The organism is Porphyromonas sp. C0041D3 (assembly GCF_056590575.1).
Genome location: NZ_JBWPWJ010000001.1, coordinates 263,127 through 278,495 on the forward strand (window position 1 = coordinate 263,127; position 15,369 = coordinate 278,495).

Annotated in this window: 12 protein-coding genes; 6 read left to right on the plus strand and 6 right to left on the minus strand. The window is 56.9% G+C overall.

Going from position 1 to position 15,369, the window contains the following annotated elements; genetic code table 11:
* Nucleotides 1–480: 480 nt before the first annotated feature.
* Nucleotides 481–1,491: a virulence RhuM family protein gene (locus AC1EKE_RS01090; protein ID WP_480307636.1), complete on the plus strand. Its 1,011-nt coding sequence runs from the start codon at nt 481–483 to the stop codon at nt 1,489–1,491.
* Nucleotides 1,492–1,827: 336 nt separating this feature from the next.
* On the opposite strand, the gene mnmE is transcribed toward AC1EKE_RS01090, so the two are convergent.
* Both mnmE and AC1EKE_RS01100 read right to left on the minus strand, forming a co-directional pair.
* Nucleotides 1,828–3,228, minus strand: a complete 1,401-nt coding sequence (gene mnmE / locus AC1EKE_RS01095; protein WP_480307638.1) for a tRNA uridine-5-carboxymethylaminomethyl(34) synthesis GTPase MnmE — start codon at nt 3,226–3,228, stop codon at nt 1,828–1,830.
* A 109-nt stretch (nt 3,229–3,337) separates the two neighbouring features.
* A complete protein-coding gene (locus AC1EKE_RS01100; RefSeq protein ID WP_070465111.1) occupies nt 3,338–3,613 on the minus strand; it encodes a type B 50S ribosomal protein L31 in 276 nt (91 codons plus the stop codon).
* A 443-nt stretch (nt 3,614–4,056) separates the two neighbouring features.
* On the opposite strand from AC1EKE_RS01100, the gene dxr reads away from it, so the two are divergent.
* Genes dxr through AC1EKE_RS01115 form a run of 3 tightly spaced genes read left to right on the plus strand, consistent with a single transcriptional unit; the run spans nt 4,057 to nt 8,987 of the window.
* Entirely contained in the window at nt 4,057–5,217 is a 1,161-nt protein-coding gene (dxr, locus tag AC1EKE_RS01105) for a 1-deoxy-D-xylulose-5-phosphate reductoisomerase (RefSeq protein WP_480307640.1), read from the plus strand.
* Nucleotides 5,218–5,235: 18 nt separating this feature from the next.
* Nucleotides 5,236–6,552 carry an RIP metalloprotease RseP gene (gene rseP / locus AC1EKE_RS01110; RefSeq protein ID WP_480307641.1) on the plus strand — a complete coding sequence of 439 codons (1,317 nt, stop codon included), beginning with the start codon at nt 5,236–5,238 and terminating at the stop codon, nt 6,550–6,552.
* A 2-nt stretch (nt 6,553–6,554) separates the two neighbouring features.
* Complete coding sequence (locus tag AC1EKE_RS01115) at nt 6,555–8,987, plus strand: endonuclease MutS2 (protein WP_480307642.1); 2,433 nt, start codon at nt 6,555–6,557, stop codon at nt 8,985–8,987.
* Nucleotides 8,988–9,012: 25 nt separating this feature from the next.
* On the opposite strand, the gene AC1EKE_RS01120 is transcribed toward AC1EKE_RS01115, so the two are convergent.
* Genes AC1EKE_RS01120 through pyrB form a run of 4 tightly spaced genes read right to left on the minus strand, consistent with a single transcriptional unit; the run spans nt 9,013 to nt 12,317 of the window.
* A complete protein-coding gene (locus tag AC1EKE_RS01120) occupies nt 9,013–10,269 on the minus strand; it encodes a TPM domain-containing protein (protein ID WP_480307643.1) in 1,257 nt (418 codons plus the stop codon).
* Nucleotides 10,270–10,271: 2 nt separating this feature from the next.
* Nucleotides 10,272–10,874: a LemA family protein gene (locus AC1EKE_RS01125; RefSeq protein WP_480307645.1), complete on the minus strand. Its 603-nt coding sequence runs from the start codon at nt 10,872–10,874 to the stop codon at nt 10,272–10,274.
* Between the two features lie 35 nt (nt 10,875–10,909).
* The gene (gene pyrI, locus AC1EKE_RS01130; protein WP_480307647.1) at nt 10,910–11,380 is read right to left on the minus strand and encodes an aspartate carbamoyltransferase regulatory subunit; all 471 of its coding nucleotides are present in this window, start codon (nt 11,378–11,380) and stop codon (nt 10,910–10,912) included.
* A gap of 16 nt (nt 11,381–11,396) precedes the next feature.
* A complete protein-coding gene (gene pyrB, locus AC1EKE_RS01135) occupies nt 11,397–12,317 on the minus strand; it encodes an aspartate carbamoyltransferase (RefSeq protein ID WP_297127209.1) in 921 nt (306 codons plus the stop codon).
* A gap of 697 nt (nt 12,318–13,014) precedes the next feature.
* On the opposite strand from pyrB, the gene AC1EKE_RS01140 reads away from it, so the two are divergent.
* Together AC1EKE_RS01140 and gltA are read left to right on the plus strand one after the other, a co-directional pair.
* Nucleotides 13,015–13,848, plus strand: coding sequence for a sulfide/dihydroorotate dehydrogenase-like FAD/NAD-binding protein (locus tag AC1EKE_RS01140; protein ID WP_297127212.1), 834 nt, complete (start codon nt 13,015–13,017; stop codon nt 13,846–13,848).
* Nucleotides 13,845–15,329, plus strand: a complete 1,485-nt coding sequence (gene gltA / locus AC1EKE_RS01145; RefSeq protein ID WP_480307648.1) for an NADPH-dependent glutamate synthase — start codon at nt 13,845–13,847, stop codon at nt 15,327–15,329. Before AC1EKE_RS01140 ends, gltA begins: the two co-directional genes overlap by 4 nt.
* Nucleotides 15,330–15,369: the final 40 nt, after the last annotated feature.

Below are 15,369 nucleotides of genomic sequence, written 5' to 3' on the forward strand. Positions count from 1 at the left end.
TAAGTGGTTTGATGAATGTTGCATCGGGTGTTAGCTCCGTCTCCCCCTCTGTCTTTCGCAAAATTAGTCAATTTATGGCAATGTCCGACGGCTGATGGGATAGAACACATCAGGAGTGATGCATTTGAGCATTATGGTAATCATAGGTGTTCCATCCGTGTGGCACCCGAAGGGTGCTCGCTCCATAGGCATCGGTCACCGCTTCGCGGATGACCGATGTGCCGATACCCGCCCCTATTCCCTCGACCCCTTGCGGGTCGCCGAGCAGAAAGCCCCCCTACGACCCCGCAAGGGGTGCTTCGCTCCACACTCTTCACGATGAGATGAATCGCTTCTGTACCGCTCAAATGCGTCACCCCTGCCTGTCTCCTCCATAATCAACTGCGTAGTGGTGTGAAATGGGTATTTTTGTTTAGGGGAGCAGTGTGTGTAAGAGTCTGTCGTTCGAGATAATTTGTTGGAGAAAAAGAAACTGGTATCATGAAGCAAGCGGAGGAAAATCAGATCATCATCTACAATACCGATGATGGCAAAGCAAGAGTGACCCTCTATGCCAAGGATGGTAACATCTGGATGAACCAAAACCAGATGGCAGAACTTTTTGCCACCTCAAAGCAATCCATAAGCTACCACATAACAAACATACTGGAAGACAGGGAGTTAGACAAGAAATCAGTTGTCAAAGATTATTTGACAACTGCCGCCGACGGCAAGAATTATCAGGTAACCTTCTATGCTCTTGATATGGTATTAGCCATAGGATTCCGAGTGCGGAGCGTGAGGGGGACGCAATTTAGGCGATGGGCAAATCACAACCTTAAGGAGTATATGATCAAGGGTTTTGTCATGGATGACGACCGTCTGAAGAATCCTGACGGCAGACCAGACTACTTTGATGAACTTCTTGAGCGGATACGTGATATTCGTGCCAGCGAAAAGCGGTTCTATCAAAAGGTTAGGGACTTGCTCGCTCTGAGTAGCGACTACGATAAGAGTGATAAGGCTACCCAGATGTTCTTTGCAGAAACTCAGAACAAACTCCTCTATGCCGTCACTCAACAAACGGCAGCCGAGCTAATTGTGAGTCGTGCGAATGCCAACGAGCCCAATATGGCCTTGACCTCCTGGAAAGGCTCTGTAGTCAGGAAGCAAGACATTTACACGGCTAAGAACTACCTCAAGCAGGAGGAGATAGAGACACTAAATAAGCTCACCGTGCTCTTCTTGGACTCCGCAGAATTGAGGGTAAAAGAGCGAAAGGACTTGACCCTAAACTATTGGCGAAGCAACGTGGATGCCCTCTTGAGCTTCCAAAACAAAGACCTACTCAATGGTTGCGGCACCATCTCCAATGCACAGATGAAAGCCAAAGTGGATCAAGAGTACGAAGCATTTAATCGTCGCCGTAAGGAGCAGGCTCTGATGGAAGAAGATGAAAGAGAGCTATCTGAGCTACGACAAATAGAGCAAAGCATCAACGAGAGGCCTTAGGCAGCTGAGCTGTAAGCCTTAACCTACCACTCGACTATCCCTAAAATCCTGAGGTGACACACTCGAGGAGTGCAGTAGCCATCTATCTCATCGTGTAGAGTGGGGAACTAAGCACCCCTTGCAAGGGCGTAGAGAGGGGAGATTTTTGCTCGGCGACCCGCAAGGGTCGAGGCGGCCGAGGCAGGTCTCGGCACATCGGTCACCGCTTCGCGAATGACCGATGATAGTATAGGCGTAGAAGCAACTGAAATCTGTGACGGACGAGCGTTTGGGCAAAACAAAAGGCACTCAAATAGAGTGCCTTAGTGATGGTTTCTATGAGTTAGTAGGAGGTCGTTACTTGCCGATGCAGAAGTGGGAGAAGATGGAGTCGAGGAGGTCCTCTGTGACGACATCCCCGATCACCTCGCCCATCGCCGCTGTGGCATCCCGCAGGTCCTGAGCCAGCAGCACGGTGGGCTGATCGGCCTTTAGCCCCTCCTCCACTCGCGCCAGTCCATCAGCTGCACGGCGGAGCGCCATCGCCTGACGGGGGTTGCTGACCACCACCTCACCCTCTGCGACAACGAGGTTGGCAAAGTGGCGCTGGAGGAGATCGGCCACCTTCTTCTCCTCTCCGGGATCCCTGCCGATGATGTCGATCACCTCATGGACGCCCAGCGAAGAGAGGTGATCCGACATCCGAAGGCGCTCCTCAGCCGTGGTCTCATCAGACTTATTGAGCAGTGCCACCACCTCGGGCGCCTCAGGGGGAAGCCTTCTCCACACCTCACTCACCGCCTCGGTCGTCTCCCTCGGATCGATCATCCAGAGGACGAGCAGTGCAGAGCCGACCTCGCGGATCGTCCGCCCGATGCCGAGGCTCTCCACCGGATCATCCGTCTCACGCAGTCCAGCGGTATCTATGAGGCGAAACTCTTGTCCGTCAATAAACAAGTGTCCCTCGATGGTGTCACGGGTGGTTCCCTCCACGTCGGAGACAATAGCGCGGTCCTCGCCAAGCAGGTTATTGAGCAGGGTAGACTTGCCGACATTAGGGCTACCCACGATAGCGATCGGGATGCCCCGCTTGACTGCCTCCCCCTTCCGGTAGCTCTCGGAGAGGGAGAGGACCTCCGCCCGCAGCGCTTCGCAGCTCTGGAGCAGCTCCGGGCGGGAGACAAAGTCGACATCCTCCTCAGAGAAGTCCAGCTCCAGCTCCAGTAGGGAAGCCACCCGGATCAGCCCGTCACGCAGCTCTGCGACACGGGTGCCAAAGCGCCCGGTCATCTGGGTGAGCGACATCCTGAGGGCAGACCTATTTGTCGCCAAGATGACATCATTGACCGCCTCGGCACCACCGAGTGTCAGCTTCCCGGCTAGTACCGCCCGACGGGTAAATTCGCCCCGCTCTGCCACCCTCGCCCCGACAGCACAGAGCTGCTCGATCACCAGCGAGAGGATCAGCGGCGAGCCGTGCAAAGTCAGCTCCACCATCTCCTCACCGGTATAGGAGTGAGGCGCACGATAGACGAGCGCCATCCCGTCATCGATCATCTCGCCCGTCGTATGGTCGACAAGATGCCCATAGACCATTTGATAGCCCTCCGTCTGAGCGAGTGATACAGCGTCCCTGCGCTTAGGGACGAAGATCCTGTCCACCAGAGAGAGGGCAGAGGGACCGGATACCTTGATCATCCCGACTGCGGAGACTCCGGCAGGCGTGGTGACGGCACAGATGGTATCGTGGATAGGCATATTTATATAGAGCGCAAAAAAGCGCTGACAAAGGCTTGCGGCCTCCGTCAGCGCTTATAGTGTCTTGCTTTAGGAAAAAAGCGAGCGATGGATCACATCGCAAGAGGTCTTACTTATCAGCCTGATCCTCCTTCTTGGCGGCACGCTTACCATAACGATTGAGGAACTTGTCCACACGACCTGCCGTGTCAACGAGCTTAGCCTTACCGGTATAGAAGGGGTGCGAGCTGCTGGAGATCTCGACTTTGACCAGAGGATAGGTCACACCCTCTACATCGATCGTCTCTTTCGTATCGACAGTAGAGCGAGTAATGAACATATCGCCATTAGACATATCCTTAAATACTACCTCACGATAGTTGTCCGGATGAATACCCTGTTTCATTGCTATATCGTCTTATGTAAATGTTATCGCACTAATTATGACTTACGACCGCAAATGTACTACAATTTTCCTATTCCTCCATATCCTTCTCCCGCCATTTGCCGGGTAACGTACTTGAGCGACACAGCAATCCATCCATTGGCGGGCATCAGGAGCAAACCCTAGGCACTCAGGAGGATGCACTCTCCATAGACATAGCCCACCATAGAAGACGAAAGAAGTGTCGGAAAGACTACACTTTTGGCCACAAAGAAAGCCGGAGAGACTATGTGAGACGATCATGCTGAGGGGTGGCGGTATATTTGCAGCACCGAAGCCACTGGGTAAGCAAGGCCCTCTGCGCAATGAAGGTAATGGGATCGCCCCTACTCTCTTTTCTTTTTTCCACCACCTAGAGCGGTATCTTTTGGTAACTTTGCGACCGTATTATAGATGAGAGAGATATGGCGCAGAAGAAAGTTACGCTGCTGGGAAGTACCGGATCGATCGGCACCCAGGCACTTGAGGTGATCGACCGACACCACGATGAGCTGGCTGTGGAGGCTCTTGTATTTGGGTCCAACGTGCGGGTGGCTGTGGAGCAGGCACTCCGCTTCCGTCCTCGTGTCGTGGTGACCGGTGAGGAGAGACTCTACAAGGAGCTCAAGCAGGCTCTCCGCGACACCGATACCGAGGTGAAGGCGGGTCGTGAGGCGGTACTGGAGGTAGCCGGCTCCTACGACACCGACATCGTCCTCTCCTCCATTGTCGGCTTTGCGGGGCTTCACCCCACCATTGAGGCGATCAAGAATGGTCGCTTGGTGGCTCTCGCCAATAAGGAGTCGCTGGTCGTCGGTGGCGAGCTGATCAGCCGCTTGGCGCGGGAGAATGCAGGCGTAATCCTCCCGGTAGACTCAGAGCACTCCGCCATCTACCAGTGTATTGTCGGCGAGAGGCATGGCGATGTCGCCAAGATCTACCTCACCGCCTCAGGGGGACCATTTGTCGACTTCACTGAGGACCAACTCCGCGAGGTGACTCCAGAGCAGGCGCTCCGGAACCCAAATTGGGATATGGGCAGTAAGGTGACGATAGACTCCGCCTCTATGATGAATAAGGGGCTGGAGATGATCGAGGCGCACCACCTCTTCGGCGTAGCGCCCCGTGACATTGACATCTGTGTCCACAGGCAGAGCATCGTCCACTCTATGGTGGGCTTCCGCGACGGAGCGGTCAAGGCACAGCTGGGACTGCCGGATATGCGGGTACCGATAGCCTACGCCCTACTCTTCCCCCACCGACTCCGCAGTCTGACGGATCTGCCGACGATCGAGCAGCTGAGTAGCCTCACCTTTGAGCGTCCCCGACGGGATGCCTTCCCCTGCATCGACCTCGCGTACCGCGCCATCGAGGAGGGGGGCACCTCGCCTTGTGTCCTCAATGCTGCCAATGAGGTGGCCGTCCGCCGCTTCCTCCGCGGTGATATTCGCTTCACGGACATCCCCGAGCTGATCAGCCACTGTCTCGACCGTATGCCACAGCGTAACGCCGTCTCTCTCGAGATGCTCGAGGGCTGCGATACCGAGACGCGCAAGCTGGCCGAGGGCTGGAGCCCCCGACATTAATCACACATAGATCCATATATGGGAATCCTCATACGCATACTTCAGCTACTCCTCTCACTCTCACTGCTGGTATTTTTTCACGAGCTGGGACACTTCCTGTGGGCCAAGCTCTTTGGCATCCGCGTCTCCAAGTTTTACCTTTTCTTTGACTGGAAATTTGCTCTCTGGAAGTGGAAGCCAAAAGGGTCCGAGACCGAGTACGGCATAGGCTGGCTACCCCTCGGGGGCTACTGTGCCATTGAGGGTATGGTCGATGAGAAGGAGGCTGAGACAGGCGTGCCAAGCGAGCCGGAGGAGTGGGAGTTTAGAGCGAAGCCAAAGTGGCAGCGGCTCCTCGTGCTGGCAGGCGGCATTCTGAACAACGTCCTGATGGCAATCCTGATCTACTGGGGTCTCTCCTACCACTATGGCGTGGACCACATACCGATGGAGGGCGTCGGCGATGCGCTCACCTACTCCAGCGTAGGACACCGTATGGGACTGCAGGATGGTGACCGTCCTTACGCGCTGGACGGCAAGGAGATCAAGTACTTTGATGGCTCTCTCGTTCAGGAGATCGCGGATGCAGAGACCTTGACGGTGGTGCGAAAGGGGAGCCAGGTGGACCTCGCCGTACCGGTAGACCTGATCCCGGCGATGCTGGAGACCGATAGCGCACTCTTCTACATCGATCTCCCGAGTGTAGCCGACTCCGTCCTTACCGGATCCAACGCTGCCCGCGCAGGAGTCATGGCGGGAGACGAGGTGGTGGCACTCAATGGCACACCGATGAAGCTCTCCGGCCTGCTGCCAGCCGTGAAGGAGCTCCGTGGAGACACGCTCTTGCTCACCCTGCGGCGAGGCGAGGAGACGCTACAGCTACCGGTCTATGCTGATCCGGAGGACGGGCTTGGGATCATGTTCTCCGCCGATCCGGGTAAGGCTTTTGGAAAAATACATGAGGAGTACGGCTTCTTCGAGGCACTACCCAAGGGCGTCTCCCGCTCCTGGCAGCTCCTGACCGGGTACGTGGACCAGCTCAAGTATGTCGCTACGCCTCAGGGAGCGAAGAGCATCGGTGGTCTCGGGACCATCGGAAGCCTCTTCCCGCCGGTATGGAACTGGCTATCCTTCTGGACCATGACTGCGTTTCTCTCGATCATACTCGCGGTGATGAATCTTATCCCCATCCCCGGGCTTGACGGAGGGCATATCCTTTTCCTCCTCATCGAGATGATCACGCGGCGGCAGATCCCCTATAAGTATATGTACTACATTCAGCTGGTCGGCATCGGGCTGCTCTTCCTCCTTATGATCTATGCCAATGTGGCTGATGTGATCCGATTCCTCTTCTGACCATGCGCAAGCATACCGACGATAAGTCTCCCATCTATCCCTCAGTGGAGGAGGTGGAGTCGACCAAGCTCGGCTTCTCCACCCTCAGGGAGAGACTACTCCACCACTGCTCAAATGAAGTGTCCCGCTACTTGGTGTCGCAGATGCACTTCATGGACTCCTCGTCAAGGGAGCTGAGGACGGAGCTGAGGCGGGTGACCGAGATGCAGGAGCTCTGCGACAGTCGCGCCCTACCCTCCTGGGGCTTCGGGACACTGCGCTCAGCGATCAAGGGCGTGAGACCGGAAGGATCCTACCTGGAGCCGGAGCAGCTGCGCGCTCTCCGCGAGATGCTGGATGCCACTGCAGACACCGCCAAGCTACTCACGGAAGATGAGGCGGAGGACTACCCGCTCCTCCACCGACTGATCGGGCGACTGGAGCCACTGGAGGAGCTGAGGCGGGAGCTCCATCGGCTGATCGGTGACGATGGGGAGATCCCTGATGGCGCATCGGACGAGCTGCGGAGCATCCGTCGGGCGATCCGCTCTCTCGAGAGCTCCCTTGGGGCCACGATGCAGCGGGTCCTTCGCTATGCCCGACAGCAGGGCTGGGTCGACGCGGATGCCTCCGCCGTGATGCGAGACGGTCGTCTCCTCCTCCCGATCAACCCCGGCAATAAGCGCGACATCCGAGGTATCGTCTACGAGGAGTCAGCGACCGGCAAGACTCTCTTCGTAGAGCCGGAGGAGGTGGTGCTGCTGCACAATGAGATAAGGGAGAAGGAGGGCGAGGAGCGGCAGGAGATCCTCCGACTCCTCCACGCCTTTGCTGACCGACTACGGCCATGGCTCGACACGGTGCGAGATGACATCACAATCCTCGGGATACTCGACTTCGTCCACGCCAAGGTACTCCTCGCCGGGGAAATGGATGCGGTGGTACCGGTGATCGAGACGGGAGAGCAGCGTATGGAGTGGTGGAAGGCGCGCCACCCTCTCCTCGAGAGACACCTGAGGGAGGAGGGGAGATCTCTTGTCCCGCTGGACATCAAGCTCTCTCCGGCGGATCGGATCCTCATCGTCTCGGGACCAAATGCAGGAGGCAAGTCGATCACCCTTAAGACCGTAGGGCTGCTTCAGTATATGCTACAGTGTGGTCTCGCTGTGCCTATGCAGGACCACAGCGTGATGATGCTCTTTGACAAGATCTTCATCGACATCGGTGACCAGCAGTCGCTTGAGGACGACCTATCCACCTACTCGAGCCACCTGACGAATATCAAGTTTTTCACCCGCAACGCCACGGACAGGACGCTACTGCTGATCGACGAGTTTGGGAGCGGTACTGAGCCGACCATCGGTGGGGCTATTGCGGAGGGGGCACTGGAGCAATTCCGCCTTATGGGCGCCTTTGGTGTGGTGACGACCCACTACGGCAACCTGAAGGACTACGCCTCGACTCACGACGGACTGATCAATGGGGCGATGCTCTTTGACCGGCAGCGGATCCAGCCACTGTACCAGCTGGTGATCGGACAGCCGGGGAGCTCCTTTGCCATAGAGATCGCCAGGAGCATTGGACTGCCGGAGGTGATCCTCGACTACGCCTCAGAGCAGGTGGGGGAGGACTTTATGCTGCAGGACAAGTACCTCCAGGACATCATGCGCGACAAGGCCTACTGGGGTCGTAAGCGGTCGGAGGTACACAAGCGGGAGAGAGAGCTCGAGGAGGAGCGCATCCGACTCCAGCAGAAGCTCGACGCCCTTCAGTCCAAGCGTGAGAGCGTCCTCTCAAAGGCACATCAGGAAGCTCTGGACATCGTCTCATCAGCCAACGCTGCGGTGGAGAAGACGATCCGCGACATCAAGACAGCCAAGGCAGATAAAGAGCGGACAAGGAAGGCTCGGCAAAAGCTGGACAATAAGCGCACCTCACTTGAGCAGAGGGTGCAGCCAAAGGAGAAGCGGGAGCAGAAAAAGAGCAACGTATCAAGAGAGGCGATCACCATCGGCACCGGGGTGACACTCGAGGGGGGAAATACGGTGGGCGAGGTGACCGAGATCAAGGGCAAGGATGCACGCGTCTCCCTCGGAAGCATCACCGTCACCGTACCACTCTCCAAGCTCACTCCCACGATCCGCAAGCAGACGATCATCCACAAGGAGCCACCCAAGGTGGTGGAGATGCAGTCGGATGAGCGCCGGTTAGCCTTCAAGCCCCTCCTTGACTGTCGAGGGCAACGGGTGGATGAAGCCCTACGGGCAGTGACCGGATTTCTTGACGAGGCGGTGAGCTACGGCATGAGTACCGTCCGGATCCTCCACGGCACCGGCACGGGAGCGCTGCGTCAGTCGATCCGCGAACTGCTGTCGGATCACCCGCACGTCGCCTCCTACGAGGACGAGCGTGCTGATCTCGGAGGAGCAGGCATCACGATCGTCCACATTGGCTGACCTGCCTTTGTAGAAAAGAAAAGGGTCAGAAGTCGGCTGTAGAGCCACCGCCACCGGAGGCGCCACCACCAAAACCACCGCCAAAGCTACCTCCTCCGCCGAAGCCACCGCTACCGAAGCCCCCACCCCAGATCACCGGTCCGAAGCCACTACCCCGACGGCGGATACGCTCTGACCGATCGGTATGACCGCAGTGCTCACACTTACCGGCCGTCACCTGCCTGCCATAAGCATTGACAGAAACAGAAGCGTGGTAAGCCTTCACGCCACAGGATGGACAGCGATAGTACTCCCGAGAGTCTCTGTCGAGGCTCATCACCTGCGACCGGTGACACTGTTCACAGACCAGCACCGGATGGGCGACACTCCGAAGTTTCTCCTCAAGAGCCTCTCCGGCATTGAGATAGGAGAGGTTATTGGGATACCTCAGTCGGGTGATGGTACCGTGAGAGCCACAGTAGGGGCAGTCCTTAAGGCGGCGCTGCCACTTCGACTTCAGCCAAAGGTATACAGGGAAGAAGATCAGGAGAAATCCCGGCAGGAAACCTATCGCCATCGGAAGCACCTCCGACCCTCTTCGCCTGATGATGGAGTACTTCTCCGCCGGCGTCTCGCCTATGCGAACCCGCCCGAAGAGTCCCAGCAGAGCCAGCACCGCCACCACTGAAGAGAGGATCCCATAGCCGGCAAAGATCGTCAGCAGATCCTCATCGCTCATCTCGTCGTCGGTATAGTCGACGTTCCCGTCATTGGAGGGATCGTAGCCCTCGCTGAGATAGGTATCTATCTGACTGATCCCTGCGAGGAAGGCATCCTTGGACCTTCCCTCCTTGATCCCCGGGATGAGGATCCGCTGAGAGATGCCGTAGGTGGCGGCGTCGGGTAGCGCCCCCTCGAGACCATACCCAGTCTCGAAGCGGATGAGCCGGCGTCTCTGGGTCACATAGAGGATCAGCAGACCATTATCATCCTCGGCCTTACCAAGTCCCCATAGCCGGAAGAGCTCCTCCGTAAAGGTCTCCGGGTCATCATTCTCAATCGCTGGCAGCACCACCAGCACCACCTCCACAGTGTGTCGCTCTCTCAGGTCGAAGAGAGCTCGGTCTATCTCCGACCGCTCATCCGGCGTGAAGTACCCCTCCGGGTCGCTGACGAAGCGTCGGTAGTCCTGTTGCTGGACATTGGGCACATCCTCCGGGCGATAGTCCCGCTCCTCAGCCCTTGCCACTCCGGAGAGGAGCAGCAGGAGCAGGGTAAGGGGAAGGAGAAAGAACCGCTTCACAGTCAGAACTTCACCTCAGGGGCACGATCCGCACCAGCGACGGACTCGAAGTAAGGCTTAGCCTTGAAGCCCAGGATAGAGCCAAAGATGTTATTGGGGAACTTGCGGACAAAGGTATTATACTCCTGTGTCACCTCGTTGAAGCGCTTCCGCTCCGTGGAGATGCGGTTCTCTGTTCCCTCGAGCTGTACCTGGAGAGCCTTGAAGTTCTCATTCGCCTTTAGATCCGGGTAGCGCTCCGAGACGGCGAGGAGTCGACCGAGAGCCTGAGAGAGCTCACCCTGAGCCTGCTGATAGGCAGCAAGGTCCTCGGGGGTCATCTTCGTCGGGTCGACAGTCATCTGGGTTGCCTTGGCACGTGCCTCCACGACACCCTCCAGTGTCTCCCGCTCATGGGTGGCGTAGCCCTTTACCGTATTAACAAGATTGGGGATCAGGTCAGCACGGCGCTGATACTGATTCTCCACCTGGCTCCACGCCTGACGCACGCCTTCCTCTTGTTGCACCGCTTTATTATTAAAGCTAATGCTGGCGACGACCGCCCAGAGGACAAGCAGGATGAGGATGACAATGGCTATCAGGCTACCTTTATTACTCTTACTCATGATTACTCTATTGATAGGGTTTATACTCAGTCTTGTTACTCATCGCAAAGGACGATCTCGCCGCGATGCACCTTGCGGGTGCAGTACTCGCACTGCATAATCTCCTGCTCCAGATCGAGGAGTCGGAAGGCGCTCTTCATCGGTTCGTTATTGGTGATACACTTGGGATTGGGGCACCGGACGAGACCGCGAATGTCGTCCGGCAGGGTGACGTACTTCTTCTCCACCACCTCGTACTCGCGGATCACATTGATCACAATCTCTGACGAGACGAGAGCGAGGCGATTGAGCTCCTCCTCGGTGAAGAACTTGTCCTCCACCTTGATGATCCCCTTCTGTCCGATCCGCTTGCTGCGGAGGTTCTGCCCGATGGTGATAGGCACATCGAGGCTGTCGAGGTGGAGGAGACGGACCACCTTGAAGAGGTGCTCCACAGGGATATGGTCGATGACCGACCCATTCTTGATCGCATTGACCCGCAGCTGACCTTTCTCTACTTTAGTCATGGTACTCGTACATTGGTTACTCGGTGACAGGAATATTGAGAGCCCTACAGATCAGAGCCTCACGGACATAGAGACCATTTTGCGCCTGAGTGAAGTAGTAGGCATACTTTGTCCTATCCACATCCATGGCGATCTCATTGACCCTGGGGAGGGGGTGAAGGACGCGCATCGTCTCCTTGGCCGGCCGTAGCATTTCGGCGCGGAGGATAAAGGAGTCCTTCACTGCCTCGTAGTCCTCATCGTCCGTAAAGCGCTCCCGCTGGATCCGCGTCATATAGAGGATGTCAGTCTGGGCGATGATCTCAGGCGTCAGCTCGTGCGAGTACTCGGTCGGGATATGGTGCTCATCGCAGTAGTCCCTGTACTCCGCCGGCAGGGCCAGCATATCAGGAGAGACGAAGATGAAGTGGGGGTGGAAGTAATTCATCCCCTCGATCAGTGAGTGGACCGTGCGCCCAAACCGCAGATCCCCCACCATCGTGATCGTGAGGTCCTCCAGCCCGCCCTGCGTCCTGCGTATCGAGTAGAGGTCGAGCATCGTCTGCGAGGGGTGCTGATTGGCCCCGTCACCGGCATTGATGATCGGGATCTCAGTCACCTCGCTGGCATACTTGGCCGCCCCCTCGAGGAAGTGGCGCATAATGATCAGGTCAGCGTAGTTGGAGACCATCTTGATGGTGTCGTGTAGGCTCTCGCCCTTGGACGTGCTGCTGGCACGCGCATCGGAGAAGCCGATCACCCGACCGCGAAGGCGATTGACAGCGGTCTCAAAGCTGAGGCGCGTCCTGGTGGAGGGCTCAAAAAAAAGCGTCGCCGCCACGCGACCCTGCAGGAAGTCACGATTGGGCTGACGCTCGAAGCACTCCGCCATATCAAGGATCCGAAGAATCTCCTCCTCTGAGAGTTGATTGATCGAATAGAGACTGTTTTGATTCATAGTCGCGTATTCATGAATGTGCTTATCTGACACAAATATACCACTATTCGAAACCTTTGCAAATGCTTATCCGCCCGCAGAGGCACCCCCTCACCGAGGATCCGTCCACCCCAAAAAGGCAAGCAAGAGTGACGGCAGGGGTGACGCACAGTGGTACAGAAGCCACTCGACTCATTGTGAAGAGTGGGGAGCGAAGCGCCCCTTGCGGGTGCACGCTTCATAGCTGTGAAGCTCGAATGCATCACCCCTACCCAAGTAGCCCACTCCTCAGGGAAATCTCTAATACCGATATTAGTGAAGCCTAATACCGATATTAGACTTCACTAATATCGGTATTAGATAGAGCTCCTATCCATCCGGCATTAGACACCCCTCTCTTATGATCACCACAGTAAGGGCAATCTCTTTTTCCTCCCCCTCCCGGCCTCCATCAAAATCCGAGCTAGCCTAATTATGCTCGGCAAACAGTATCTTTGGCAAACATGGTTTTTCTTGGGATTAAATTTATGTGCAGAGGTGACGGCACCGGTAAAAGGATTTACCAAACAATTAGCTACATTTGTCGCATAGAGGTGACGGAAACTCCGGGGCTTGACAGTCAGGGGTCGTGCGTCACTCTCGCGAGGAGGTCTCCCGAGTGTGCCGACAGCAGTCGAGATCCCATCTCTGTGAATGTAGTATCATTAATGTGCCGATTATGTATAAGATAGTCAAGAAGGAGCAGATCTCCGAGCGTGTGGTCGCGCTGACCATTGAGGCGCCACTGATAGCGCGGTCGAGCAGACCGGGCAACTTCATCATCTTCCGCGTCGGGGAGATGGGTGAGCGGATCCCCGTGACCTGCGCCAATACCTGGCCTGACGAGGGTCTCATCGAGGTGATCATACAGGCGGCCGGCGTCTCGACCTGGAAGATCACTCACCTCAACGTAGGTGATGAGATCACTGACATCGTAGGTCCCCTCGGCAAGCCGACGGAGATCAAGAAGTACGGCACCGTCGTCTGCATTGGTGGCGGAGTGGGTATCGCGGAGCTCTTCCCCAGCATCAAGGGGATGAAGGAGGCGGGAAATAAGGTGATCGCCATCCTCGGTGCCCGCACAAAGGACCTCATCTTTATGGACGATATGATCGGTGAGGTGGCTGACGAGACGATCGTCATGACTGATGATGGGACGATGGGACAGAAGGGGGTGGTCACCCTCGGACTGGAGCAGGTAATCGAGCGCGAGCCGGTCGACCTGGTGATCTGTGTGGGTCCGGCCATCATGATGAAGTTTGTTGCCCTCACGACGGAGAAGCACAAGATCCCAACCCTAGCGTCCCTCAACTCGATCATGGTCGACGGCACCGGTATGTGTGGTGCCTGCCGCGTCACCGTGGGTGGGGAGACAAAGTTTGTCTGCGTGGATGGGCCAGAGTTTGACGCCCACCAAGTGGACTTTGACGAACTGATGATGCGCCTGAGGGCCTTCAAGCCCATCGAGGAGCAGAAAAATAGAGAGGCAAACTTAGACTTTAGCAGGAGATGAACGTAGACTACGAACTGGTAAAAGAGCGGCGCAAGGCCGCCTGGCGTGCTGATCTGCGCAATCAGCTGAAGACCAAGGAGCGGATGGCTATCCCGCGTGCCGTCATGCCGACACAGGAGGGGAAGACTCGCGCTCACAACAATGAGGAGGTAGCTCTCGGGATCTCTAGCGAGACCGCAATGGTGGAGGCAAAGCGCTGCATCGACTGCGCTAAGCCCACCTGTATGGAGGGTTGCCCCGTGGCGATCAATATCCCCACCTTCATCAAGAATATCGAGAGGGGAGACTTCAAGGAAGCGATCGACGTAATCCACGAGACCAGCTCCCTCCCCGGTGTCTGCGGTCGTGTCTGCCCTCAGGAGAGGCAGTGCGAGGCGAGATGCATCCACACCAAGAGCGGTGACCCCGCGGTGGCGATCGGCTTCCTGGAGCGCTTTGTCGCCGACTGGGAGCGAGAGCAGATCACAGCCGGCAAGATCCCTGCGACGCAGATCTGTGCTGACAAGAAGGGGATCAAGGTGGCTGTCGTCGGCTCAGGTCCTGCCGGACTCGCCTGTGCCAGTGACCTCGCCAAGATGGGCTACACGGTGACAGTCTTCGAGGCTCTCCACGAGCTGGGAGGCGTGCTGAGATACGGGATCCCAGAGTTTCGGCTCCCCAATGAGATCGTAGACTTCGAGATTGATAAGCTGAAGAAGATGGGAATCGACTTCCACACCAACGTGATCGTCGGCAAGACACTCTCCTACGAGGATCTGGTGGAGCAGGGCTTCAAGGCGATCTTCGTCGGTAGCGGTGCCGGTCTACCTCGCTTTATGGGTATTCCGGGAGAGAATTTCATCGGCATCATGTCGAGCAACGAGTACCTGACGCGCGTCAATCTCATGCACGCCAATACCCCCGGCGCTGACACTCCGATCTACCACAGCAAGCGCGTAGCCGTCATCGGTGGCGGCAATACCGCCATGGATGCTGTCCGCACAGCCTTACGCCTCGGAGCAGAGCATGCGATGATCGTCTATCGCCGGAGCGAGGAGGAGATGCCTGCCCGTCGGGAGGAGATCGAGCATGCCAAGGAGGAGGGCGTAGACTTCATGAACCTCTACAACCCCATCGAGTACCTTGCCGATGAGAGCGGTCACGTCACCACGATGAGACTCCAGCATATGCGACTCGGTGAGCCTGACGAAGGTGGGCGTCGCCGTCCCGTGCCGATCGAGGGGGATATCATCGAGGTGGAGGTGGACGAGGTGATCGTCAGCATCGGAGTCCAGCCCAATCCCATCATCCCGACCCACTTCGAGGGACTCAAGATCAGCAGCCACGGGACCATCGAGGTGGATGAGGAGAAGCATCAGAGCCAGCTCAGCGACGTCTTTGCCGGTGGGGACATCGTACGCGGTGGAGCCACCGTGATCCTTGCCATGGGCGATGGACGCACCGCAGCCGCTGGTATGAATACCTATCTGATGGACCTGTAAGAGGATGAGCCTCGACAGCCTGATGACATCACATTTACAA